Origin of the sequence: Tistrella arctica (genome assembly GCF_039630945.1) — a bacterium.
Taxonomy (GTDB): domain Bacteria; phylum Pseudomonadota; class Alphaproteobacteria; order Tistrellales; family Tistrellaceae; genus Tistrella; species Tistrella bauzanensis.
This window is the reverse complement of the sequence record NZ_JBBKTV010000009.1, coordinates 63,142-88,835: the sequence shown is the minus strand read 5'-3', so window position 1 is coordinate 88,835 and position 25,694 is coordinate 63,142. Positions and strand designations below refer to the sequence as shown.

Annotated in this window: 19 protein-coding genes; 10 read left to right on the top strand and 9 right to left on the bottom strand. The window is 68.7% G+C overall.

Features of this window, described 5'->3' with window-relative positions:
* Positions 1 to 17: 17 nt before the first annotated feature.
* Entirely contained in the window at positions 18 to 881 is an 864-nt protein-coding gene (locus WG924_RS20450; protein ID WP_345934949.1) for a hypothetical protein, read from the bottom strand.
* 130 nt (positions 882 to 1,011) lie between these two features.
* Positions 1,012 to 1,983, bottom strand: coding sequence for a hypothetical protein (locus tag WG924_RS20445; RefSeq protein WP_345934948.1), 972 nt, complete (start codon positions 1,981 to 1,983; stop codon positions 1,012 to 1,014).
* A 492-nt stretch (positions 1,984 to 2,475) separates the two neighbouring features.
* On the opposite strand from WG924_RS20445, the gene WG924_RS20440 reads away from it, so the two are divergent.
* Positions 2,476 to 3,963: an exopolysaccharide biosynthesis polyprenyl glycosylphosphotransferase gene (locus WG924_RS20440; RefSeq protein WP_345934947.1), complete on the top strand. Its 1,488-nt coding sequence runs from the start codon at positions 2,476 to 2,478 to the stop codon at positions 3,961 to 3,963.
* Here WG924_RS20440 and WG924_RS20435 read toward each other — a convergent pair.
* The gene (locus tag WG924_RS20435) at positions 3,960 to 4,856 is read right to left on the bottom strand and encodes a LysR family transcriptional regulator (RefSeq protein WP_345934946.1); all 897 of its coding nucleotides are present in this window, start codon (positions 4,854 to 4,856) and stop codon (positions 3,960 to 3,962) included. The genes WG924_RS20440 and WG924_RS20435 overlap by 4 nt on opposite strands.
* A 173-nt stretch (positions 4,857 to 5,029) precedes the next feature.
* Between WG924_RS20435 and WG924_RS20430 the strand changes: the two genes are divergently transcribed.
* Complete coding sequence (locus WG924_RS20430) at positions 5,030 to 6,022, top strand: aldo/keto reductase (protein WP_345935077.1); 993 nt, start codon at positions 5,030 to 5,032, stop codon at positions 6,020 to 6,022.
* On the opposite strand, the gene WG924_RS20425 is transcribed toward WG924_RS20430, so the two are convergent.
* A complete protein-coding gene (locus tag WG924_RS20425; RefSeq protein WP_345934945.1) occupies positions 6,019 to 11,883 on the bottom strand; it encodes a DUF3320 domain-containing protein in 5,865 nt (1,954 codons plus the stop codon). The genes WG924_RS20430 and WG924_RS20425 overlap by 4 nt on opposite strands.
* 204 nt (positions 11,884 to 12,087) lie before the next feature.
* Between WG924_RS20425 and WG924_RS20420 the strand changes: the two genes are divergently transcribed.
* A complete protein-coding gene (locus WG924_RS20420; RefSeq protein ID WP_345934944.1) occupies positions 12,088 to 12,996 on the top strand; it encodes a LysR family transcriptional regulator in 909 nt (302 codons plus the stop codon).
* An 84-nt stretch (positions 12,997 to 13,080) separates the two neighbouring features.
* On the opposite strand, the gene WG924_RS20415 is transcribed toward WG924_RS20420, so the two are convergent.
* The 5 genes from WG924_RS20415 to WG924_RS20395 form a co-directional block, all read right to left on the bottom strand.
* Entirely contained in the window at positions 13,081 to 13,827 is a 747-nt protein-coding gene (locus WG924_RS20415; RefSeq protein WP_345934943.1) for an IclR family transcriptional regulator, read from the bottom strand.
* A 31-nt stretch (positions 13,828 to 13,858) separates the two neighbouring features.
* A complete protein-coding gene (locus tag WG924_RS20410; protein ID WP_345934942.1) occupies positions 13,859 to 15,154 on the bottom strand; it encodes a TRAP transporter large permease in 1,296 nt (431 codons plus the stop codon).
* Positions 15,155 to 15,176: 22 nt separating this feature from the next.
* Complete coding sequence (locus WG924_RS20405) at positions 15,177 to 15,710, bottom strand: TRAP transporter small permease (protein WP_345934941.1); 534 nt, start codon at positions 15,708 to 15,710, stop codon at positions 15,177 to 15,179.
* Between the two features lie 12 nt (positions 15,711 to 15,722).
* Positions 15,723 to 16,769: a substrate-binding domain-containing protein gene (locus WG924_RS20400; protein ID WP_345934940.1), complete on the bottom strand. Its 1,047-nt coding sequence runs from the start codon at positions 16,767 to 16,769 to the stop codon at positions 15,723 to 15,725.
* Positions 16,770 to 16,878: 109 nt separating this feature from the next.
* The gene (locus WG924_RS20395; protein WP_345934939.1) at positions 16,879 to 17,661 is read right to left on the bottom strand and encodes an enoyl-CoA hydratase/isomerase family protein; all 783 of its coding nucleotides are present in this window, start codon (positions 17,659 to 17,661) and stop codon (positions 16,879 to 16,881) included.
* 335 nt (positions 17,662 to 17,996) lie between these two features.
* On the opposite strand from WG924_RS20395, the gene WG924_RS20390 reads away from it, so the two are divergent.
* The 7 genes from WG924_RS20390 to WG924_RS20360 all read left to right on the top strand — a co-directional run bounded on the left by WG924_RS20390 (position 17,997) and on the right by WG924_RS20360 (position 25,688).
* Complete coding sequence (locus WG924_RS20390; RefSeq protein ID WP_345934938.1) at positions 17,997 to 18,803, top strand: enoyl-CoA hydratase-related protein; 807 nt, start codon at positions 17,997 to 17,999, stop codon at positions 18,801 to 18,803.
* A 17-nt stretch (positions 18,804 to 18,820) separates the two neighbouring features.
* The gene (locus tag WG924_RS20385) at positions 18,821 to 19,948 is read left to right on the top strand and encodes a CaiB/BaiF CoA transferase family protein (RefSeq protein WP_345934937.1); all 1,128 of its coding nucleotides are present in this window, start codon (positions 18,821 to 18,823) and stop codon (positions 19,946 to 19,948) included.
* Positions 19,949 to 20,122: 174 nt separating this feature from the next.
* Entirely contained in the window at positions 20,123 to 21,298 is a 1,176-nt protein-coding gene (locus WG924_RS20380) for an ABC transporter substrate-binding protein (protein WP_345934936.1), read from the top strand.
* Between the two features lie 144 nt (positions 21,299 to 21,442).
* Positions 21,443 to 22,453 carry an ABC transporter ATP-binding protein gene (locus WG924_RS20375; protein ID WP_345935076.1) on the top strand — a complete coding sequence of 337 codons (1,011 nt, stop codon included), beginning with the start codon at positions 21,443 to 21,445 and terminating at the stop codon, positions 22,451 to 22,453.
* Positions 22,450 to 23,412, top strand: coding sequence for an ABC transporter permease (locus tag WG924_RS20370; protein WP_345934935.1), 963 nt, complete (start codon positions 22,450 to 22,452; stop codon positions 23,410 to 23,412). The genes WG924_RS20375 and WG924_RS20370 overlap by 4 nt, the downstream gene beginning before the upstream one ends.
* Positions 23,402 to 24,229 (top strand): ABC transporter permease, encoded by an 828-nt coding sequence (locus WG924_RS20365; protein ID WP_345934934.1) that lies wholly within the window; start codon positions 23,402 to 23,404, stop codon positions 24,227 to 24,229. The genes WG924_RS20370 and WG924_RS20365 overlap by 11 nt, the downstream gene beginning before the upstream one ends.
* 31 nt (positions 24,230 to 24,260) lie before the next feature.
* Entirely contained in the window at positions 24,261 to 25,688 is a 1,428-nt protein-coding gene (locus WG924_RS20360; protein ID WP_345935075.1) for a gamma-aminobutyraldehyde dehydrogenase, read from the top strand.
* Positions 25,689 to 25,694 lie beyond the last annotated feature (6 nt).

Sequence of the window (25,694 nt, the reverse complement as noted above, 5' to 3'; positions counted from 1 at the left end):
AGTAACGTGTATGCGCCTCAGTCGCCAGTGGGCTGGATATAGACCTCAGTCGCCGGCGGGCTCTGGGTATGGGCCTCAGTCGCCGGCTGGCTGGCGCCGGCGGGCTGGTCCAGGGTGGCCATGCGGGCATCGGCTGCGGCACTCAGCGCCGGATCGGCTGCGGCGTTCAGCCTGTCGACCAGCGCGCCGGCCGGCTGATGGTCGCGCAACGATGCGCGCCGCGCTCGCGCCAGCGCCTCGACCATATCCGGCGGGTCACCGGCCAGCGCGCGCAGCGCCAGCGCATGATCGGCAGCGCCATCGCCGGTCGCGGCCGCCCGCCGCAACCGCGCCTGAGCCGCCGGCGCATCCACCGGACCGGCCCGGCCGTTCAACTGCATCAGCGCCAGTGCCGTATCGGCGGCAACGATCCCGCCGGCCGCCGCCTGCGCGTAAGAGCGCGCGGCCTGCGCCGGATCGGCCGCCAGAGCCGGCGGCACCCCGTCCTCCAGAAGCCGCGCCAGATTGAAGGCGGCACGGACATGGCCGGCCGCCGCCGCCGCCCGGTACCAGCCGGCCGCCGCCACCGGGTCGGCGGCGGCGCCCTGGCCCTGTTCGGCCATCACCCCGGCATAAAACGCCGCGCGGGCATCACCGGCCCGGGCCAGACGTTCGAACAGCGGACGGGCGGTCGCATAATCGCCGGCTTCCCAGGCATGCGCCGCCGTCGCATAGCCTTGCGGCGGCGTCCAGGCCCATGCGGCAGTGCCGGCCAGGCCCGCCGGGGCCAGCATGGTCACCACAACCGCCAGCAGCGCGCACCGATGCGCCAGCCGCCGGCCCACCTCCTGTGCATCCTGGCCCCGCGCACCCGGCCCCTGCGCAAACTTCCGCTCCGACATCATGCCATCCCTGCACCGCTCCCGACCCCGTGGCGAAGCCGGTCGGCCCGCGCCCGTGGTTCCTGTCCCGGTTCGGTACTATCGGTAACCACCGGGTGACGTGCAAGGGATGCGCTGCAGTGATTGCAGATCAGGCGCCCAGACGCCAGTCCTCGCCGATCTCCCGCGAGGTGGCAAGCTGCGGTGCCCGATCGATGGCCGTGAAGCCCATATGACGAACGTCGCCGCCCACCCAGACCTTCAGACAAGGGTGGGCCTTCGCGCCCGGCCGGGTACCAGTGCGGCCACCCGCCGCGACGTCTGAAATCACCGGTTCGGCGCGACCGTACAGGCGTACCGCCGGACCCTGAAGCCGGCCTTCCGAAACCACCACGGGCCGCAGCCGGGCCTCGGCGCCGCTGCGGGCCAGCGCGCCGACCAGGGCCGCGACAACGGTGGGGCCGGGTGCTTCCTCGGTCCGGCCGGCCAGCGGATCGAACAGCCGCGCCGCGAAATCGACGCCGCCATCGGTGGGGGCATAGGCCAGCACCGATGCGGCGCCGTGACCGGCGCTCCAGCCGGCAAGCGGGGTGAAGGCGGGACGCAGGGCCCGCAAGGTGGCCGCATCGGCGATCGGCAGCAACAGGGTCGTGCGGCCGGCCGAGGCCAGACCGAATGGCAGGCCATCGGCGATCCGGCCGCTGGGCACGCCCATCGCGTCCAGCACCTCGGCGCCACCGAAATCGCCCACCAGATCACGCGACAACGATGCCCGATAGCGCAGCCGGCCATCGGCCTCGCGCACGACAGGCACCACGCCGCCATCGACTTCGAAACGCATCGGGCCACGGCCGTCGCGCCCCAGCAGAACATGGGCCGCCGCCAGCAATCCGGTGCCGTCGACCGGCTGGCGGATGCCATCGCGCCACATTTCGATCTGCGCATCGGCCTTCAGCGACGGCATCACCGCCGCGATGGTCGTTGCCGGTTCGTCCAGTCCTTCGGCCAGCGCCGACATGTCGTCGGGCCCGCCAAGGACCACGATGGCGCCCATACCCGGCCGGGCACTGCCGCCAACGCCGCCCGCCCGGGCGAAAAGCCGCACGCGATGCATTTCCAACATGGGACTGGTTTCCCCCGTCCGACCGTGTGGGCCGCTGCCCCTCGCCATCGATCGTCCCGCGACCGCCCCGCGGTCTTGCGGCACATTGTGCAGCGCTGACATCGTACCGTCCGTCCAACTGGCCTGTTCAGTCATTTGGCTAGCTGTAGCACGATTTTTCAACTTGAAATTATCTCGCACGGTCGCCCTGCCGGATCATGCCCCCCAGGACTGGTCACCCGGGCGTTGGCTGCTGTTTAGCACGGCCCACGCGTCGGCGCTGTGATCGAGCCATTACAACTTCGGGTCAGAATGCCCGGTCACAGCGAGCTCACAACCACCTGTTCAGGGGTTTGGTTCCCGTGCTGCGGCCGTGCCCGGGCACGCCACGACATGACACCGCCACCGCTTCAATATCCGGGGGTTGGCGGCGGGCGGCGGCCAGCGCAATATGGCGCCGCGATGGTGGCCGGACGGAGGATCAGAATGCCGGAAGACGCCAGAGATCAGCAGATGGCGGAGCAGACCATGACCGATCAGGCAGCCCCCCCGGGCACCGCCGCCGTTCCGGAAGACGGCGCCAAGGCCGGCCGGCACAAGGACAGTCGCCGGACCGCCGGCATCGCGCTGGCCCTGACCGATCTGATCATGCTGCAGATCCTGCTGGCGATCGCCCTGGGCCTGCGTCTGGCGCTCGCCGATCTGCTGCCGGTGATCATCACCACCGAGATTTATCGCGGCGTGGCGATCGCCCTGATGCTGATGCCGCTCGCCTGGCTCGCGGCCGGGCTCTATCCCGGCGACGGCCTGCCGGCACCCGACCGGCTGCGACGGCGCAGCCTCACCACGGTGATCGGCTTCCTGTTGCTGGCGTCGTGGGATTACGTGCTTCAGGGCCATGAATGGTCGCGGGGCCTGGCCGCCATCGCCTGGCTTCTGGCGCTGATCGTCCTGCCGATCACCGAGGCATTGGTGATCGGCCGGCTGATCCGCATCGGCCGCTGGGGCCGCAAGGTGGCGCTGTATGGCAGCGGCCACGCGGTGCGCGACCTGTCGGTGCGGCTGCGCTCCGATCCGGCGCTGGGCTTCATTCCGGCGGTGCGCCTGAAGGATCAGGCATCCTCCGAGACCGGGGCGGATGCCGGGGGCGATGCCGGCCTGCCGCAGGTGACGGTTGCCCGCGCGCGCGCCCAGGGCATCGACACCGCCATCGTCTGTCTGGCGCCGTCGGCGCTCGATCAGGCGCCGGCGCTGACCTGGTCGCTGGATTTCCCGCGCGTGCTGCTCAGGCTGGAGGTCGACGGCCTGCCCAGCCTCGCCACCCGCACCCGCGAGCTTGGCGGCCGGATCGGCATCGAGATCAGCCGTGGCATGCTGGAGCCGCGCAAGCGCCACACCAAGCGGGTGCTCGATCACATCATCGCCATTCTGGCGCTGATCCCGGCGCTGCCGATCATCGGGCTTGCGGCGCTGGCGGTGAAGATCGCCGATCCCGGCCCCGCCTTCTTCGTTCAGGAACGTGGCGGCAAATCCGGCCGCACCATCCGGGTGCTGAAGCTGCGCACCATGTATCGCGACGCCGATGCCCGGCTTGCCGCCCATCTGGAGGCCGACCCCGCCGCCGCCGAGGAATGGCGCCGGTTCTATAAGCTGAAACGCGACCCGCGGGTGCTGCCGGTGGTGGGCGGCATCCTGCGCCGGACCAGCATGGACGAGTTGCCGCAATTGCTGAACGTGCTGACCGGCGAGATGAGCGTCGTGGGCCCCCGTCCGTTCCCCGCCTATCATCTGGCCGCCTTCGACGAGCCCTTCCGGCGGCTGCGCGGCAGCGTGCGCCCCGGCATCACCGGTCTGTGGCAGGTCTCGGTCCGCTCCGACGGTGATCTCGACGCACAGCAGGCCCTGGACAGTTTCTATATCCGGAACTGGTCGGTCTGGCTGGATCTGGTGATTCTGGGCCGCACGGTCGGCGCGGTGGTCCGCGGCGGCGGCGCGCGCTAGCCCGCCCGCCGCGCCAGATCGACGAAGGCCCTCAGCGCCGGCGGCATGGCGCGTGCCGTTGGGTGATACAGGAAAAAGCCGGGAAAGGGCGGGCACCAGTCGTCGAGCACCCGCACCAGCCGGCCGGCCGCGAGGTCGGCTTCGGCCATGGCCTCGAAGACATAGCCGAAGCCGATGCCGGCGCGGGCGGCGGCCAGGATCAGAAACTGGTCGCCCAGAGTCATCGGGCCATCGACATCGACGCTGACCTCGCGGCCATCCTTTTCGAACTCCCAGGCGTAATGGCGCCCCGACGGGAAGCGATAGCGGATGCAGTCGCGCCCCGCCAGATCGCCCGGTATGATCGGTCGACCAGTTGCGGCCAGATGATCGGGCGACACCACCACCGCCGAGCGTACCGGCGGCCCCAGCGGCACCGCCACCATGTCCTGAGCCAGCCGCTCACCCAGCCGGATGCCGGCATCGAAGCCGTCGGCCACCACATCGACCAGCCCGTCATCGACCACGATCTCAAGATGCACATCGGGGCAGGCGGTCCGAAATGCCCCGAACAGGGGCGCCAGCACGGTATGCGCCGCCGGATGGGCCACGTTCAGCCGCAACCGGCCCGCAGGACGCTGCGCCGCCGCCCGCGCCTCACCCAGCCCCTCGCCGATCGTCTCCAAGGCCGGCGCCACCCGTGCCAGCAGCCGCTCGCCGGCCTCGGTCGGCGACACGCTGCGGGTGGTCCGGTTCAACAGCCGCACGCCCAGCCGCGCCTCCAGCCCGCGCAGCAGATGGCTGAGCGCCGAAGACGACACGCCGAGTTCGTCCGCCGCCCGCCGGAAACTGCGATGGCGGGCGACGGCGGCAAAGGCGGAGATGGCGGTCAGGTCGGCGCGGTCGATACTCATTGCTGAGATTATCTCATGAGTTCATCCCGGTCCGACATGGTTATCTCATCACGGGGGCTGTCCCATCTGTGGGTCGTGGCCAGAACGACCGCCGCCCGCAGAAGGACACCAGACCCATGACCAGATCCGACCAGATCCGCATCACCGCCCCCACCCGCCTGGCACAGGTCGATGTGCCGCGCCGCGCGCTCGGCGCCGGTGGCCCGGCCATCTTTCCCATCGGCCTCGGCTGCATGGGCATGTCGGAATTCTATGGCCCCGCCGACCAGGACGAGGCGCTGGCGACCCTGGCGGCCGCACGTGATCTTGGCATCGACATGCTCGACACGGCAGACACCTATGGCATCGGCGCCAATGAGGAACTGCTGGGGCGGTTCCTGGCCGGGCTCAGGCCCGCCGACCGGCCGCTGATCGCCACCAAATTCGGCATCGTGCGCCAATCCGGCAGCTATGAGCGGCGGATCGACAACAGCCCGGCCTATATCCGGGCCGCCTGCGATGCCTCGCTGCGCCGGCTGGGGGTGGAGGTGATCGACCTCTATTACTGCCACCGCCGCGATCCGGCCGTGCCGATCGAAGAGGTGGTGGGCGCCATGGCCGATCTGGTGCAGGCCGGCAAGGTCCGGATGCTGGGCCTGTCGGAAGTGAGCGCCGACAGCCTGCGCCGCGCCCATGCGGTGCACCCGATCGCAGCCCTTCAAAGCGAATATTCGCTGTGGAGCCGCGAGCCGGAGGCCACCACCCTGCCGGTCGCGGCCGAACTGGGCACCGCCTTCGTCGCCTATTCGCCGCTGGGCCGCGCCTTCCTGACCGCCACGGTCAAGACCGCCGACGATCTGGCCGAGGGCGATTTCCGCCGCGCCAATCCGCGCTTTCAGGGTGCGGCACTCGATGCCAATCTGAAACTGGCTCAGGCGCTTGCCGCGTTTGCCGCCGCCCGGGGGCTGACCGCCGCTGAAACCGCGCTCGCCTGGATCCTGGCCCGTCAGCCGCATGTGATCCCGATCCCCGGCACCACCCGCCGCCATCATCTGGCAGGCAATGCCGGTGCCGCGACCCTTCAGCTTGCCGCCGCAGACGTGGCGGCGCTGGACGAGATGTTCGCGCCCGGCGCCGTCGCCGGCGCCCGTTACCCCGACGCCGGCTTCGCGGGGATCGAGGCTTAGGCCGACGGGCCGGCCAGATCCTGAACATCGTCGTGGATGGCAGGTGGCGCCAGCGTCACCTGCCCGTCACGCGTGATCAGCACGCCCGCCGTGACCAGCCGTGCGGTTTCGGCATCGATCAGCGCCCGCAATCCGGCGCTGACCGCCTTGAAGCCCAGCATCCGGCCCAGTTCGCGGGGAAGCTCCGCGGGCGCAGCACCCGGATTGTCGGTGATGACCCGCAGGATGCCGTGGGCGATCTCGGCCGGCGGCAGCATGTCGGGCTTGCGCAGCGACGACGAACCGACGGTGCTCCGGTCGCGCAGCCGCAGGGGCATGCCCGGAATGCCGAGGAAGCCACCGGTATCGATGATCTCGCCCCGCCTGACCGCCAGCCGCGCGGCGGTGCGCACGGCCGCCTGAATGCGCGCGCCTGATCGACCGAGGCCCCAGGCTTCCCGCAGCCGCAAGGTCACCTCGTCGACATGGACCGGGCCTTCGACCGTGACCACCGCCACCACCAGATCCGCCAGCCGCGCCGGTGGCGCCGATGGCAGGTCGCTCGCGGCAAGATCGTCGGGCACCGCCGGCGACGCCTCGACATAGGGCACCACGGCCGCGTCATCCGGCGCCGCGCCATCATCCTCGGCGCCCGCAACGGCTGGCCCCGCCATCAGCTCCAGCCCGATCTGATCGACCACCTCGCCCTCGATGGTGACGATATCGACCGGCACCGCGCGGCCGGCGGATGCCGTGCCGCCGGTCAATCGCTGCTCCAGCATGTCATGGGCGCGGCGGATCGCCTGTTCCACCGCCGCGAGCTGGGTGTCGGGGCGGTTGAACCAGTCGGTGCTCCAGATCCGGTGGATGATCCAGCCGTGATCCTCCAGCACCGCCTGCCGCAGCCGGTCGCGATCGCGGGCCGACCGGGCGCCGTGATAGGCGGCGCCATCGCATTCGATCCCCAGCAGATAGCGGCCCGGGCGTTCAGGATCGACCACCGCCAGATCGATGAAGAACCCGGCCAGCCCCACCTGTTCATGCACGGTATGGCCACGCGCGCGCAGCGCCCGCGCCACGTCGGCCTCGAACGCGCTGTCGGGCGCGCGGCCGGTCTGGCGCGCGAAGCCCAGGCTGCCGGTGCGGGCATAGTTCATGAACAGTTTGAACGCCACGACACCACGGCCGCGCGCCCCTTCCAGGTCGATATCCTCGTCGGTGATCGACGCGAACACCATGCAGCGGCGCTTGGCGCGGCTGATCAGCACGTTCAACCGCCGCTCGCCACCCTCGGCGCCAAGCGGGCCGAAGTTCATCGCCATATGGCCCTGCGCGTTGCGGGCATAGCCGACCGAGATGAAGATCTGGTCGCGCTCGTCGCCCTGCACGTTCTCAAGGTTCTTCACGAAGAACGGCTCGGCCTCATGAGCCTGGAAAAACCCTTCCGCCTCGGGATGAAGGCGGCGCAGGGCCTCAAGCTCGTCCAGGATCGCCCGCCGCTGCCGGACCGAGAAGGTGGCAACGCCCAGCGACTGCCCCGGGCAGGTCAGCGCATGGTCGATCACCGCCCGCGCCACCGCCCGCGCCTCGACCGGATTGGTGCCGCTGCCGCCGCGTTCGAACACGCCATCGGCCACATAGGTGAAGCCGAGCCCCACCCCGGCATCGGCGGTGTAGGGGCTTGGCACCACATACAGCCGGTCCTGATAGAATTCGCGATTCGATACCGCGATCAGCGATTGATGGCGGCTGCGGTAATGCCAGCGCAGCATCCGCTGGGGCAGGCCGCGCGCGGCGCACAGGCCAAGAATGCTTTCGATATCGGCGACGCGGGTGGTCTCGTCGTCCTCGTCATCCGCCACGCCATCGGCGGTCATCCGGGCGAAGAACCGGGTCGGCGGCAACTGGCGTTCATCGCCCACCACCACAATCTGCCGGCAGCGGGCAATGGCGCCCAGCGCATCCACCGGCTGGATCTGGCTGGCCTCGTCGATCACCAGCAGATCGAAGGTCACCCGCCCCGGTTCAAGGAACTGGGCCACCGACAGCGGGCTCATCATGAACACCGGCTTCAGCGCCTGAACCGCAGGGCCTGCGGCGCTCATCAACTGGCGGATCGGCAGATGCCGGCGCTTCTTGGAAATCTCGCCGCGCAGCACGCCAAGCGGCCCGGCCCCGGCACCGGTGGTGCGCGGCCGGCGCCGGGCATGTTCGGCGCGCACCTCGGCGCGGGCCAGCTCGATCCGGGCCGTGTCGAGGGCGGCGAAGCGTTCGACCCGGCCGTCATGCTCGGTGCCATCGAAGCGGCCGAGCGCCGGATCGGTGGCCAGCATCACCGCCAGCACCGCTTCATGAACCGCCATCTCGAAGGCCGCAATCACGCCCGCCCGGTCCAGCCGGCCGTCTTCCAGCCGGTCGACCAGCGGGTCCAGCCCGGCCGTCCGCGCCCGCGAAATCGCGGCCACAAGAGCTGTCCAGGCGCTCAATCCCTCAGGGGCGCCGATCCAGCCATCGGCATGGGCGATCAGCATATCCAGCGGCAGATCGGGGATCGCCGCGTCACCGAAGACCGGCCGCGGATCGAAGGCCAGCCGCGCCCACAGCCCCACGGTCTCGTCCACCAGCCCCGGCCCGGCATCGACCAGTGCCGCCACCCGCCGGTGCAACCCGATGCGATCGGGGGTGCGGGCCGCCAGATCCCACAGGTCCGGGTTGTCTGCCATCCAGTCCACGGCCCGGGCCAGTTGCCGCCAGTCGACCAGTGTCCAGTCGGGCGCCGGCGGCTGCGCGCCACCATCGCCATCGCCCGGCCACAAGCGCCCGAAGGCATCGCGGCCAAGCGCGCTGCCCGCAGCCAGACTGTCTTCCAGGTCGCGCAGGTCGATCAGCGCGGTCAGCGCCGCCACCCGCGCGTCATTGGTGTCCGGGGCCGCGCGCAATGCCGCCTCGGCTATCGCATCCGCCGCCAGCAATGGCGACAGGCGCGGCCCCAACTGAACCAGAACCACCCGTTCGGCGCCAAGATCGGTGCCGGTCACCGCCTCGACGGCGGCGCCAAGATCATCATGCAGCCCGGCCAGATCCAGGCGGAGGGCGGCCACGGCCAGCGCCAGCCGCCGGGCCAGTTCGCCCGCCAGCACCCGGTCGGCACAGGCGGCTGTGATGCGCCGGGTCTCGGGCGCCGATGCCGGGCCGCGCACCCAGTCAAGCACCACCTCCAGCGGCGCCGGATCGCTGCGTTCGCACCGCCACAGCGGGCCGAAGGCGGCCCGCCCCAGATCGTCGCCGGCAACCGCCCGCGCCGCCGCCGCCCGACCGGCGATCACCCGGTCCAGCGCCGCCAGCAGATCGGGCAGGGCCTCGGGCCGCGGCCCCGTCAGCACCGAGGTCACCAGCCGGTTGGCGCGGCGCCAGTCGCCGCTGAACGCCTTGAACATGCCGGTGCCGCCATCGGCCAGCGCCTGACGCGCCGGCGCCAGATCGGTGCCCCAGGCGATATCACCGAACAGCGACGCACTGGCGGCACGGGCATCGTGATAACCGCGCACCGCCTCGACCAGATCGGTCAGATCCGCCGTCCGGCCGTCCCAGGCCACGGCCCCCAGCACCGCCGCCGGCACGTCAGGGGCATCGGCGACCGCCTCGCCCTGGCGGCGCAGCGCCTCCATCCCGGTCAGGCTCTGCGGTGCCGTCACGCCCAGATGACCGGCCAGCCGCTCGGCCGCCTGAATCAGCGCCGACAGCCCGCCCGCCACCCGCCGCATACGCGCGCGGGCAGCCGGGCCGAAGCCGGCGGGCAGGGCCTGAAGCCGGTCGCGGGCGGCCCGCAGATCGGCCAGCGGCATGGTCAGCGCCTCGGTGGTCACCACCGGCCGCACGGCCTGTGCCTGAACCAGATGGCGGGCGCCGGTCTCGACCAGCACCCGGATGGCACGGGCCTGCTGCGACCAAACCGGCCGCAGCATCGCCGCCGGCTCGATATCCGGGGCGGCGGCCAGCCGGCCGGCGCGGGCCAGCAGGAAACCGGCGGCATCCAGGCTGGCCGGCGGGTCGGTTTCCAGCCGGGCTGCCAGTTCCGCCGCCTCGTCGCGCTGGGCCGCGAACCCGGCGCGCAGGCGGGTGATCTCGGCGATGCGGCGCTCGACATCCATCGGCGTCACCATGTCGAGCCCGATGCCGCGCCAGGGATGGTCGCCGGGGGGCCCCAGCGCCGCCAGCCGGTCGCCCAGATCCCGCAGCATCGCCATGCGGGTTTCGCGATCGGCGGCGGTCCAGTCCGGCGCCAGCCCGTCCAGATCGAAATCGACCGCACCAATGCCCGATGCCCGCAGCCGCACCAGCTCGCCGATCACCCGATAGGGGGTCAGGCCGGTCGGCGGCAATGGCCGGTGCAGCCGCTCGGCGTGGGCGTTCAGCGTGTCGCGGGCCTCGGTCAACCGGTCGATCAGGGCGGCGTCATCGCCGATGCGCGGGCTGCCCAGATCCCAGGTCCGCTTCAACTCATCCAGCACCTGCCGCTTGCTGGCCTTGTTGCTGTGCAGTTCCAGGCAGATATCACCGACACCCGCCTGATCCAGCCGCCGCTTCACCACCTCCAGCGCCGCCATCTTCTCGGCCACGAACAGCACGGTCTTGCCATCGAAGATCGCCGAGGCCACGACATTGGCGATGGTCTGCGACTTGCCGGTGCCGGGCGGCCCCTGGATCACCAGATCGCGGCCGCGCCGCACCTCGTGCACCGCCAGGGTCTGCGAGCTGTCGCAATCCACGATGTGCAGAAAATCGGCCGGCGGGATCAGCGGGTCGACCGGCACGTCGTCGTCATAGCCCTCGTCGGCGGCCCCGAACCCGTCTTCCAGCAGGCCACGGATCAGTGGCCGGTCGGTCAGCCGGCTGTCCGCCGGCCAGATCTCGGGATCGAGATCGCGATACATCAGAAATTTCGAGAACGAGAAGAAGCCCAGCGTGATGGCGTCGGGATCGACCGACCATCCGGCGGCGGATTTCGCCGCCACCGCCTCGGCGACCGCGGCCATATAGCCGGCGATATCCGGATCCTCGCCCCCCTCCAGCGCCGGCAGGCGGATGGCGTGCTGCCGGTCCAGAAAGGCTTCCAGCGACAGGTTGGTGGCGATGTCTTCGGGTCGGGCGAGCAATCGGAAACGATCGGCGGCCGAGGCGCGTTCCAGTTGCACCGGCACCAGGATCAGCGGTGCCCGGCGCGGGGTGTCGCGGCTGTTGGGGTCGACCCAGCTCAGCGCGCCCAGCGCCAGATACAGGATGTTGACGCCCTGTTCCTCTTCCAGCGTGCGGGCGTCCAGATACAGATCCAGCAGCCGGCGTTGCAGCCCCTCGGAACTCAGCCGGGTCTGAAGCCGGGTATCGGCATGGCGGGCGGCGATGCCGCGGGCGTCGAGCGGCTCGTCATCGGGCTGCGCCAGCGCCGGCTGTGTGCCCTCGCCGGGTGTGCCCTCGCCGGGCGTGCCCTCGCCGGGCATGTCGTCGCCGGACGTGTCGTCGCCGGACGTGTCGTCGCCGGACGTGTCGTCGCCGGATGCCTGATCACCCTGGCCGCCATCCACAGGCACCGCCTCGCGACCGGGCAGAAAGGTGAAGCGGCGCCCCTCGCCCACCAGCAGCCGGAAAATCTCGGTCGAGACCTCGTCCGTCACCTCGATATTGCGCGACCGGCCGGCACCGCGCGGCAGGTTCAGCAACCGGTTGCGCGCCGACAGATCCAGCAGTTCCATCCGCGCCCGGTCGAGCTTCTGCGCCAGGGGCAGATCGCCCTGAAAGATCGAGCCGGGCCGGGCCGGCACCGCCTCGGGCGCCTCTGGCCGATCGGCGGCGACATCGTTCCCGGGCAGCATTGTCTCGGCCATCACCGCTCACACTTCCGACAGGAGGGCAGATATTCAGGGGCATATCATCCAAGCTGTAGAACCTGCGGGCACTGAATTCAATCGCCCTGATCGGCTTCGGGCGAATTGCGGCGGCGATGGCGAGGCTTCATCATGATCGGACCCGCGCGGGCTCGACCGCTCAGCCCCCGTCGCGGGACATGGCCCGGCTACGGAGACATGCTCTTGGCCTTTTCGCTGCGTCAGCTTCAATACTTCGTGGCCGTTGCCGAACGCGGCAGCATTTCATCGGCGGCACAGGCGCTGTCGATCTCGCAATCCACCGTCACCGAGGCGCTGCGCGGGCTGGAGATCGATCTGGGCTTTCCGCTGGTGGAACGCCATGCCCGTGGCGTCGCCCCCACCCTGAAGGGCCATCAGTTCCTGGCCCATGCCCGCCGCATTCTGGCCGATGTCGCCGACGCCCGCCGCGCGATCCGCGGCGAGGCCCAGGCCCTGACCGGCCGGCTGGCGCTTGGGGTGACGCCGCTGGTGGCCGGCTATGTGCTGGCCGATCTTCTGGCCCGCTTCCGCCGCGCCTTTCCCGATGTCGACGTCCAGACGGTCGAGGACAATGGCGATTATCTGGAACATCTGCTGGTCGGCGGCGAGCTGGATGTGGCGGTGATGGTGCTGGCCCCGGGCCGCGGCAGCTCGGCGCTTCAGATCGAGGTGGTCGACATCTCGCCCTATCGGGTCTGGCTGCCGCTGGGCCATCCGGCGGCGGCGGGCGAACGCGTCAGCCTGCGCGATCTGGCGACCGAGCCCCATGTCCTGCTGACCATCGACGAGATCGCCGAGGCATCGGAAGTGGTCTGGCGCCGGCTGGGCATCCGCCCGCCGGTCGCCTTCCGCACCCGATCGGTCGAGGCGGTGCGCAGCCTGGTGGCGACCGGCACCGGCGTCGCCATCCTGCCCGACCTCACCTATCGTCCATGGTCGCTGGAAGGCGACAAGATCGAGGCGCGCGGCGTGGTCGAGGATCTGCCGGCGATCCAGGTCGCCACCGCCTGGCGGCGCGGCTCGCCGCTATCGGCCGCCGCCGCGGGCTTCGTGTCGGTTGCGGCGACCCGGCCGGCCGGCCGCGGCCGATAGCCATGAGCCGCCAGTCATGAGGGGGCAGCCGTGATGGGGGCAGCCGTGATGGGGGCAGCCGTGATGGGGGCAGCCGTGATCGGTTCAGGCCGGCAGAAAGCGCGGAATCGCCTCGCGCATCGTGTCCAGGATCATGTCGTGCTTGTCCTCCAGCCGCTCCACCGGTCCGCCGACACCGATGGTGAAGCGCCGGCCATAGCTCTGTGCCGGCAGCAGCATGCCGATCACCCCGGCGCCACGGGTGACGGTGTGGCGGGAATAGACATGGCCCAGCCGGCGCACCTCGTCGACCTGCACCATCAGCTCGTCAAAGGTCATCCGGCGCGCAGGGTCGTCTTCGTCGATGTTCACCCGCCGCAGCAGCTTGTCGATCTCGGCATCGGGCATGGCGCTGAACAGCAGCCAGCCGAAACCTGACCGGGTCATCGACCGCACGCTGCCCGGCCGGATGCGGTATTGCAGCCCCTCCTCGGAATACAGCACATGAACATACTGCATATAGATGTCGGACTGGGTGCCCAGGCTGACCATCTCGCCGGTCGTGTCCTTCAGATGCTGCATCAGCCTGAGGATGCGCCCCTCGCCGAACAGCGAGGCCTGCACCCACTCGCCGAGCATGGCGATGCGCATGGTCGGCATATAGGTGCGGGTCGGGCGGTTGAAATCGACATAGCCCAGTTGCAACAGGCTCTTGAGCAGGGCGGCGGTGCTGGACACCGGGTAGCCGAAATGGGTCGCGACGTCACGCAGGGTCAGTGGGCGGCGCACCTCGTCGAAATATTCCAGCACCTCGAACACCCGCCGTGCGGTCTTGATCGCGGCCGTCGACATGACCTCACTCCTCCTGGCATCACGCGTGATGTCACGGACCGTACCACCAGCCGGGCAGGGCAAGCGAGATGGCGGGGAACAGCAACAGCAGCAGCAGCACGATCAGATCGCCGATCAGCAGCCGCCACACACCGGCGAATGTCTTTTCAAGCGGTGCATTCGCCGAGGCCGAGACCACGTAACTGTTCAGGCCCAACGGTGGCGTCACCATGCCGATCTCCGACGTCTTGGTCAGCACGATGCCCCACCAGATCGGATCATAGCCAAGCCCCATCACCAGCGGGAAGGTCAGCGGCAGGGTCAGCAGCATCACCGCCAACTGGTCGAGGAAACAGCCCATCACCAGATAGATCATCACCAGAATGGCGATGATCACCCATCCCGGCACGTCGAGCGCCACGATCACCTCCAGCAGATCCTGCGGCAGCCTCGTGATGGCCAGATATTTGCCGAAGATCATGGCGCCGATGATGATGGTGAAGATCAGCGCCGTGCTGCGGATCGACGACCGGAAGGCGGCCAGCATCTCGGTACGGCGCAGGCCGCCGAGCGTGACGCTGATCACCAGCGCCGCCAGCGCACCGATGGCCGCGGCCTCGGTGGGCGTCGCGGCGCCGGAATAGATCGAGCCGGCGACGAAGACCACCAGCAGCATCGCCGGGCCGATCGCGGTCAGGCTGCGCAGGCGGTCCGGCCAGGCGGTGCGCATCACCTGCGGCGCGATCGACGGGTCGCGCCGCACCCAGATCATGATCGAGACCACGAAACCCAGGGCCGACAGCAGCCCGGGCACGATGCCGGCCACGAACAGCCGCCCGATCGAGCTTTCGGTCAGGATGCCATAGATGATCAGCCCCAGGCTGGGCGGAATCATGATCGCCAGCGTGCCGGCGATCGCCACCGTGCCCAGCGACAACCGGTCGTCATATCCGAACCGCCGCATCTCAGGGATCGAGATCCGCGCCATGGCGGCGGCGGCGGCCGTGCTGGAACCGCTGAGCGCCGCGAAGCCGGCATTGGCGCCAACGGCGGCAAGCGCCAGCCCGCCGCGCAGATGGCCGACAAAGGCATAGGCGCAACGGAACATGGATTTGACCACCGTGCCCCGGGCCAGCAGTTCCGCCATCAGGATGAACAGCGGAATGGTGGTGAGCAGAAAGGACGAGGCGTGACGATAGGGTTCCGCGCGCAGAATACCCAGCAGCGGCATCCAGCCGGCATTCATCCACACGCCCGTGGCGCCGGCCACGATCAGCGAGAAGCCGATCGGCATGCCCAGCACCAGCGTGACCAGGAACAGCACGATCGGGAAAGCGACGTCGAACATGACTTCAGGGTCTCCGCGAGGGTCAGTGGACGACGTCGTCGGCGGCGCGCGGCGGCTCGGGGTCGAGCAGGCAGCGCAGCAGTTGCAGCGCCATGCGCAGCCAGAGCAGCATCACCCCCGCCGCCAGCAGCACCCATGATGGATAGACCGGCATCGGCACTTGCGTGAACGGAAACGGTGTCGCGATCACCCGGTCGCGGACGATGTTGGTCCAGATCTGTTCCACCGCCATCCAGGCGATCAGAGACACGGCGAACAGCGTCAACGCCAGGAACAGGGCTTCCAGAAGCCGGCGGATACCGGCCGGAAAATGTCTGGAGACGAACTCGACCGCCACATGGCCGCGCTTTGCCTGAAGCTGGGCGATGCCAAGGAACACCACCCCCACCATCAGATAGGTCTCGACGAATTCATGGGTGCCGAAGACCGGAGAGGCGAAGAGATAGCGGCCGCCGGCATCCATGGCGATCAGCAGCATCATGACCGCGAGCAAGGCCACGGCGACATATTCGAACACGGCTTCCAGCCGGCCGATCAGGCGGTCGAGCGTCTCCAAGACATCGTCTCCTCAGGCGGCGGCGTGGGTCTTGAGGGCGGTGACCCAGGCATCGACCACGCGCTGCGCCGGCAGGTTGCGGTTCTGGTAGAGCTCGACCCATTTCTGGCGGATCGGGGTCAACCGCCGCGCCGCCTCGTCGATCACCGCCGGGTCGAGGTCATAGACATCGATGCCCTGCTTGCGGAAATCCGCCCGCCAGGTGTTGGACGCGCGTGAAATCGTATCGCCCTCGAACCTGATCAGATCGCGGCCGGCGCGGTCGAAGACCGCCTGGATATCGGGCGGCAGATCGTCCCAGAGATCGCGGTTCATCGCGTAATAGCTGTTGAAGACACCGAGATTGAGATTGTCGGTGCTGTAGCGCACCAGATCGTTCAGCTTGTAGGAATGAATGCTGGGAATGTGAAAGACGGTGCCGTTGAGCGTGCCGTTCTGCATCGCATTGTAGATTTCGGGCGGGGTGACGGTCACCGGGATGCCGCCAAGCGCCGTGATCGCCTGCTGCTGAACATTGCCGCCGACCCGGATCTTCTGGCCCGACAGGTCGTCGAGGGTGACGATCTTGCGGTCGACCATATGCAGGTTGTACGCCTCGGTCGACGAGGCCCTGAGCGCGCGGATACCGGCATCCTTGAACTCGACCTCGTCCAGAATCCCAAGGCCGATCTCGTAATAGGCCGCCTCAAGGGCGTAGATGTCGGCCTTGATCTCGGGGATCGGCAGGCTGCCCACCGTCGCCATCGGCAGCTTCTCGGAGAAGTACTGGGACGGGATATAGGCGATATCGGCGATGCGGGTCTGAACCGCGTCGAGCAGGTCGCGGGCGCTGGCCAATTGTTCGGCCGGATAGTGCTCGAATTTGACCCGGCCCTGCGTGCCCTCTTCGATCTGGGCGATCCAATGCTTGATGATCGGCATCGAGTAATGGGTGGTGGGCAGCGAATCGGCCAGTTTGAACGTGATCGGCTTGGCCGCGCGGGCGATCCAGGGGGCGCCGAAGGTGCCGATGGCGGCGCCGGCGGCGGCGAGCTTCACGAAATTGCGGCGATTGATCATCCGTCTTCTCCTCCCGTCTGATGTTTCTGATGTCCCATCCCGGCCCGGCCCGCGATCTTGGTGTCGCCTGGATATCCGGTCCGTCCGTCCTGTACGTCGGCCCCGCCGGTCAGCGGGCGACGAAACGGCCCGCGCGGCGCTCCGACACGGCAAGGATGCCCTCGCGGTGGTCCTCGGTCCGCGCCAGCCATTTCTGTTCGACGAATTCATGATCGGTCTGGGCCTGAACCGCATCGGCGAGGCCGCGCCGGAGTGTCGCGCGGGTCGACTGCACCGCCAGGGGCGCCCCCTCGGCGATCTCCTGAGCCAGCGCCATCGCCGCGTCGCGCAGGCGTTCGGCGGGCACCAGCAGATCGACCAGACCGATCGCCGCCGCCTCCTCACCCGTCAGCCGGCGGCCGGTCATGAACATCCAGTTGGCCTTCTGCACACCCACCAGTCGCGGCAGGGTGTGGGTCAGGCCGAAGCCCGGATGGATGCCGAGCTTGACGAAATTGGCGCCGAAGCGCGCTTCAGGTGCGGCCACCCGGAAATCCGCCACCAGCGACAGCCCGAAGCCGCCGCCGATCGCCGGCCCCTGCACCGCCGCCACGATCGGCTTGCGGTTTCGGAACAGGCGCACCGCCTCGGAATAGAGCGGATTGCGGTCCTGAACGGCACCGGCAAGCTCCGCCGGCCGGCGCTGGAAATCCGCGCCGGCGCAGAACGCCTTGCCCTCGGATGCCAGCACGATTGCCCGGCAGTCGATATCGTCGTCCAGTGCCTCGACCAGCGAGGACAGATCGCCGATCAGCTCCAGGTCGAAGAAATTGTTTGGCGGCCGCCTGATTTCGAGAACCGTGACATGGCCGTGGGTCGAGACGTGAACGTCTCCCTCGCGTGTGATCGACATGGCTGTACCTGCCCGTTTTCCTCGGCAGATACCCTTGGGTTCCGCCTGTTCTTGGTCCGGCTGCGGGACAGCATGCCCCGGCGTTCCTCCCGCCTTGCAGCGCCGGAAGTATAGGCAGAAGGCCGGGGGAGCGGCGACCGTTTCGCGGATGTGTTTTGTTTTTCCACATATCTGGATGTTTTTTCAGATCCATGGAAATCAGCCGCGCCGCGCGCTTGTTCAAATCCATATATGTGTATCTGAATTCCAGATGGATGAAGCGCCTTCCACAGGCCCTGCCACCCTGCTATCCCAAAAACGGACGGAACCAGCGACGCGTTGAGGGAGGATGCAGGATGTCGGATGCACAGGCGGTGCTGTATGCGGTGACCGGACGGGTTGCCACCATCACCCTGAACCGGCCCGACAAGATGAACGCCTGGACGCCGGGCATGGAGAGCGGGTTCCGCGCCGCCATGGATCGGGCGGTCGCCGACGAGGCTGTACGCGCGATCATGATCACCGGGGCCGGCCGCGGCTTCTGCGCCGGCGCCGATATGGGCCGCCTGACCCCGGCCGGACCTGGCGAGGACAAGCCCGCCCCGGCGGCGGCGCGCGACTATGACCCTGACAATTTCGGCCAGCGCTATTCCTGGCTGCTCGACGTGCCGAAGCCGATCGTGGCCGCGATCAACGGCGCCGCCGCCGGTGTCGGCCTGTGCATCACGCTGTATTGCGACCTGCGCTATATGGTCGAGGACGCCAAGCTGACCACCGCCTTCGCCCGGCGCGGGCTGATCGCCGAACATGGCAGCGCCTGGATCCTGCCCCGGTTGATCGGGCCGATGGCCGCCGCCGACCTGCTGCTGTCGGGCCGGGTGCTGACCGGCCGCGAGGCGGCGGCGCTGGGGCTGGTGCGCGCCCTGCCCGCCCTGGGCTTCATCGAGGCGGTCCATGACATCATCGCCGAACTGGCCGAGCTGTCATCGCCCCGATCGATGCGGATCATCAAGCGCCAGCTTTATGCCGGCCTGTTCCAGGATCTGGCGACCGCTACCCACCTTGCCGACACCGAACAGGTGAAGTGCTTCACCACCGAGGATTTCCGCGAGGGCGTCGCCCATTTCGTGGAACGTCGCGCCCCCGCGTTCACCGGCCGCTGAAGGAGACCCCAACCGTCATGCTGCCCCTCAACGGTATCAAGGTCATCGAGATCGCCCAGAATCTCGCCGGCCCCCATGCCGGCGAAATCCTGGCATCCCTCGGCGCCGACGTGATCAAGGTGGAACGGCCCGATGGCGGCGACGATGCCCGCGGCTGGGGCCCCCCGTTCGCCGGCGACACCGCCGTCACCTTCCACGCCATGAACCGCAACAAGCGCGGCATCACGCTGGATCTGAAGGATCCGGCCGGCCTTGCCAGATTGCGGGATCTGCTGGCCGATGCCGATATCCTGGTCCAGAACATGCGCCCGGGCATGATGGAACAGATCGGCCTCGACGCCGACAGCCTCGCCGCGCTCAATCCACGTCTGATCTATTGCTCGCTCTGGGCATTCGGCGCCACGGGGCCGATGCGCCTGAAGCCGGGCTATGAACCGATCATCCAGGCCTTCGCCGGCATCTTCAGCGTCAACGGCACACCCGAAGGCCCACCCTCGCGGGTGGGCATGCAGGTACTGGATCTGGGCACAGGGGTCTGGGCGGCGCTGGGCTGCCTCGCGGCTCTGCTTCAGCGCGGCACCACCGGCCGGGGCACCACAGTCGACGTCTCGCTGCTGGAAACCGCCATGGGCTGGCTCGCGATCTATTTCGCCGCCTTCAAGGTCACGGGCCGTCAGCCGGAGCGTCATGCCAGCGGCAACCCCAATGTCGTGGTCTTCCAGTCGCTGCCGACATCCGACGGCGAGATCGTGGTCGCGGCCGCCAATGACCGGCTGTTCGCCAAGCTCGCCCGCGAGGTCGGCCGGCCCGACTGGGCGGAGGATCCGCGCTATGCCACCAACGGATTGCGGGTCGCCAACAAGGCGACATTGCTGCCCGAGCTGGAGGCGATCATGCGCACCCGCGGCAAGGCCGAGTGGGCGGCACGCCTGGAAGCCGTGGGTATTCCCTGTTCGCCGATCCATTCGCTGGCCGAAATCGCCGCCGATGCCCAGTTGGCGGCCCTCGATCTGGTCGCGCGCATCCCGGATACCGACCTGGATGTGGTCGGGCTGCCGCTGTCGCTGGGCGGGGAGCGCCCTGGCATCCGCAACCGCGCGCCACGCCTGGGCGAGCATAACGGCGAGATCCTGGGGCCGCGCTGAGCGACCGCGCCGAACCCATCGGTTTTTCCGATAGAAAACCTTCGATGCTTTGGTGTGGCGCGGGGTCGCCGGCCACGCGCACACTGACCTTCAGGGACATGGGCCGCAGGGAGACGGGTTCGAGGGCTGAAAGCCCCACCCGTGCGGCCGGCACAGACCTTGAGGGAGACAACCATGCGCATCAAGGCTTTGGTCGCCGGTGCCGTCGGCACCGCATTGGTCGCGGGCCAGTTGGCGGGGGCCGGTGGCGCCGCCGCCGCCGGCATGATGACGGCGCTCGGCGCGGGCGAGGGGCAGGTCGATATCGTCGCCTGGCCCGGCTATATCGAACGCGGTGAAACCGACAAGGATTACGACTGGGTCAGCGGCTTCGAGGCCGCGACCGGCTGCAAGGTCACCATCAAGACCGCCGGCACATCCGACGAGATGGTGGCGCTGATGAACGAGGGCGGCTTCGATCTGGTGACCGCATCGGGCGATGCCAGCCTGCGCCTGATCGCCGGCAAGAAGGTCCAGCCGATCAACACCGACCTGATCCCGAGCTGGAACACGGTCGACGACCGGCTGAAGAGTGCCCCCTGGCATACGGTCGGCGGGGTCCATTACGGCACGCCCTATCAATGGGGCTCCAACGTGCTGATGTATTCGACCGAGGTCTTCAAGGAGGCGCCGGCGTCGTGGAAGGTGGTGTTCGAGGAAACCACCCTGCCCGACGGCAAATCCAACAAGGGCCGTATCCAGGCCTTCGACGGGCCGATCTATATCGCCGACGCGGCGCTCTATCTGATGGCCCATCAGCCGGATCTGGGCATCAAGGATCCCTATGAGCTGACCGAGGCGCAGTATAAGGCGGCACTCGACCTGCTGCGCGGCCAGCGCAAGATCGTCCAGCGCTACTGGCACGACGCCATGGTTCAGATCGACGATTTCACCAATGAAGGCGTCGTCGCGTCATCGTCCTGGCCGTTCCAGGTCAATCTTCTGAAGGGCCAGGGCAAGCCGATCGCCTCGACCATCCCTGAGGAAGGCGCCACCGGCTGGGCCGACACCACCATGATGCATGCCGACGCGGCCCATCCCAACTGCGCCTATCTGTGGATGGAGCATTCGCTGGCGCCCAAGGTTCAGGGCGATCTTGCCGCGTGGTTCGGATCGGTGCCGTCGGTGCCGGCGGCCTGCACCGGCAATGCGCTGCTGGGCGATAATGGCTGCGCCACCAACGGCATGGGCAATTTCGAGCGGATCAGCTTCTGGCGCACCCCCGTGTCGAAATGCGAAAGCCAGGCCGAGGGCTGCGTGCCCTATTACCGCTGGGTATCCGACTATATCGCGGTGCTGGGCGGCCGCTGACCGGGCGATCGGCGGGTTTGCGCCCCCGGCCGCGCACGCCCCCCATGTCCCAGCCTAAATCCTTCCCTGCCTATCCGTGAACGGCTGATGCTGACGATGCCATTGATCCCGGACAGCGCGGTCGCCACCGCCGCCACACCGGCCATGCCGGCCGTGCGCTTCACCGCCGTGTCGCGCCATTTCGGCGCGGTCCGGGCGGTGGATGCGGTCGACCTCGACATCATCGCCGGCGAATTCTTCGCCATGCTGGGGCCGTCGGGCTCGGGCAAGACCACCTGCCTGCGGCTGATCGCCGGTTTCGAGCAGCCCACCGCCGGCCATATCGAGATCTTCGGCGACACGGTCGACGGCGTGCCCCCCTATGCCCGCGCGGTGAACACGGTCTTTCAGGACTATGCCCTGTTCCCGCATCTGAGCGTGCGCGACAACGTCGCCTATGGTCTGCGGATGCGCGGCATGGACCGCCGCCAGCGCGGTGATCGCGCCGATGCCGCCCTGGCGCTGGTGCGGCTCGACGGCTTCGGCGACCGCAAGCCGGCGCAATTGTCGGGCGGCCAGCGCCAGCGGGTGGCGTTGGCCCGCGCCCTGGTGCTGGAGCCCCGGGTGCTGCTGCTGGATGAACCGCTGGGCGCGCTGGACCTGAAGCTGCGTGAAGAGATGCAGGTTGAGCTGAAGGCCCTGCAGCGCCGGCTGGGCCTGACCTTCGTCTTCGTCACCCACGATCAGGGCGAGGCCCTGTCGATGGCCGACCGGGTGGCCGTGTTCAACCAGGGCCGGATCGTGCAGGTCGACACGCCCGAAGCCGTCTATGAACGCCCGCGCACCCGGTTCGTCGCCGGCTTCGTGGGTGGCGCCAATGTGCTGGAGCCCGTCCTTGCCGCGGCCGCCGGCGCGCCGGCGCGGCTTGCCTCGCTGCGCCCTGAAAAGATCGCGCTGCTGGCGGCCGGCGCCGCCGTGCCCGACGGCCATCTGCATCTGGATGGCGTGCTGGCCGATGCGCTGTATCAGGGTGCGATGCGCCGGCTGACCGTCCGCAGCGCGGCCGGTGACCCGATTTCCGTCTCGGTGCCCGCCTCGGCCGGCATTCCGGCGCAAGGCAGCGCGGTGCGTCTGGTGTTTCCGGCCGGCGCGCTTGGCGCGATGGAGGAGGCATGACCACGGCGGCGCTCGACCGCCGCGCGCTCCCGCCATCGCCGGGACGGCACGGCATCGCCCGGCGGCTGTCGGACGCCATCCTCCGCCGGCGCGGGCTGCTGCTCGCCTGCCTGCTGATCCCGCCGCTGTTGTGGCTGGGCATCATCTATCTGGGCGCCCTGTTCACCCTGCTGGCCCACAGCCTGTTCTCGATCGACGAGTTCGCGGGCACGATCATCTATCAGCCGACCCTGAAGACCTTCGGCGAATTGCTGCGCCCGGCCAATCTCGACATCGTGCTGCGCACGGTGGGGCTTGCGACCGTGGTCACGCTGCTGGCCGCCGTGATCGGCTTTCCGGTCGCGTGGTATGCCGCCCGCCATGCCCGGGGCCGCGCCAAGGCGCTGTTCTATCTGGCGGTGATGATGCCGCTCTGGTCCAGCTATCTGGTCAAGCTTTATGCCTGGAAGCTGCTGCTGGCCAAGGAAGGCGCCATCGGCTGGGTCGCGGCCCGGCTGGGGCTGGGCGGGGTGATCGATGCCTGGCTGTCGCTGCCGCTGGTCGGCGGGCCATCGCTGTCGGTCAGCTATACCGGCATGGTGCTGGTGTTTCTGTATCTGTGGCTGCCCTTCATGATCCTGCCGATCCAGGCGGCGCTGGAACGGGTGCCGCGCAGCATGCTGGAGGCATCCTCCGATCTGGGCGCGCGGCCGGGCCAGACCTTCCGCACCGTGGTGCTGCCGCTGGCCATGCCGGGGGTTGTGGCCGGCGCCATCTTCACCTTCTCGCTGACGCTTGGCGATTACATCGTGCCGCAGGTCATCGGCACCTCGGCGCTGGTGCTGGGGCAGGCGGTCTATATGCAGCAGGGGGTCGCCGGCAATCTGCCGCTGGCCGCCGCCTTCGCGGTGGTGCCGATCGTGGTGATGGTGATCTTCCTGACGGTCGCCAAGCGCATGGGGGCCTTCGATGCGGTCTGACCTGAAACGATCCGATCCCCATCGGGCCTCGTGGCCGCTGAAGCTGGGCGCCGGTTTCGGCATCCTGTTCATGCATCTGCCGCTGGGTTTCATCATCCTCTATGCCTTCACCACCGAGGAACGGTCCTATGCCTTTCCGCCGCCGGGGCTGACGCTGAAATGGTTCGCGGTGGCCTGGGAGCGACAGGACATCCGCGATGCGCTGGGCCTGTCATTGCAGGTGGCGGCGATCGCGACCCTGGCGGCGCTGGTGCTGGGCACACTCGCCGCCGGCGCGCTGTCGCGCTTCCGGTTCTTCGGGCGCGAGCCGGTCACCCTGCTGCTGATCCTGCCGATCGCGCTCCCCGGCATCGTCACCGGCATGGCGCTGCGCACCGCCTTCGGGGTCGCCGACATCCCGTTCTCGTTCTGGACGATCGTGCTGGGCCACGCCACCTTCTGCATCGTCGTGGTCTACAACAACGCCGTCGCCCGGCTGCGCCGGCTGAGCCCGTCGCTGATCGAGGCGTCGATGGATCTGGGCGGCAACGCCTTCCAGACCTTCTTTCACGTCATCCTGCCGAACACCGCGACCGCCCTGCTCGCCGGCGGCATGCTGGCCTTCGCGCTGTCGTTCGACGAGGTGATCGTCACCACCTTCACCGCCGGCCAGCAATCGACCCTGCCGATCTGGATGTTGCAGGAACTGGTCCGCCCCCGTCAGCGGCCGGTGACCAATGTCGTGGCCGTACTGGTGATCATCGCCACCTTCCTGCCGATCCTTGCCGCCTATTACCTCACCCGCGGCGGCGAGGCGGTCGAAGGCTCCGGGAAATAGGAGACACCTTCTGATGGATAATACAGCCCCCATGGATACGCGGATGCTGATCGGCCCGGACTTCGTTGCCGGCACCGAGACGGCCGAGGTCATCCTGAATCCCAGGACGGAAGCGACCATCCTGGAACTGCCCGAGGCCTCGCCAGACCAGATCGATCAGGCGGTGGCCGCGGCCGAGACCGCCTTCGGCCGCTGGTCGCGCACCACGCCGGCCGAACGCTCGATCCTGCTGCTGCGGCTCGCCGACCGGATCGAGCGCGAGGCCGAAGGCTTCGCCACGCTGGAGGCGCTGAACTGCGGCAAGCCGCGCCACGCGGTGCTGGCCGACGAGATCCCGGCGATCGTCGACTGCTTCCGGTTCTTCGCCGGCGCCGCGCGCTGCATGCATGGCGCGGTGGCGGGCGAATATCTGGCCGGCCATACCTCGATGATCCGGCGCGATCCCGTGGGGGTCGTCGCCTCGATCGCGCCCTGGAACTATCCGCTGATGATGGCGGCGTGGAAGCTGGCGCCGGCATTGGCCGGCGGCAACACCGTGGTGATCAAGCCGTCGGAACAGACGCCGCTGACCATGCTGAAGCTGGCCGGGATCATCGCCGAGATCTTCCCCGAAGGCGTGGTCAATGTGGTGGTCGGGCGTGGCGAGACTGTCGGCCAGCGGCTGATCGACCACCCCAAAGTCGCGATGGTCTCGCTGACCGGTGACATCGCCACCGGCAAGAAGGTGCTGACCGCCGCCGCCCGCTCGGTGAAGCGCACCCATCTGGAACTGGGCGGCAAGGCGCCGGTGATCGTGTTCGACGATGCCGATCTGGCGGCGGTGGTCGAGGGCGTGAAGATCTTCGGCTATTACAATGCCGGCCAGGACTGCACCGCCGCCTGCCGGATCTATGCCGGCCCCAAGATCTACGACAAGCTGGTCGCCGATCTGTCGGGCGCGGTGAAGACGTTGAATTTCGGCCAGGACGACGACAGCCTGAACGATATCGGCCCGCTGATTTCCGCCCGCCAGCGCGCCCGCGTGTCGTCCTTCGTGGAACGCGCCAGCGAGCTTGAGCATATCGAGATCACGACTGGCGGCCGCCAGGCCGCAGGAAGCGGCTTCTTCTATGAGCCGACCGTTGTGGCCGGCGCCCGCCAGGACGATGAGATCGTCCGCCGCGAGGTGTTCGGCCCTGTCGTGTCGGTCACCCGGTTCAGCGATGTCGACGACGCGGTTACCTGGGCCAATGACAGCGATTACGGGTTGGCCTCGTCGGTCTGGTCGAAGGATATCAGCACCGCCATGGCCACGGCGGCGCGGCTGCGCTATGGCTGCACCTGGGTGAACTGCCACTTCATGCTGGCCAATGAAATGCCCCATGGCGGCGTGAAGCAGTCGGGCTATGGCAAGGATATGAGCATGTATGCGCTGGAGGACTACACCACCGTGCGCCATGTGATGGTGAAGACCGGCTGAGGGCGG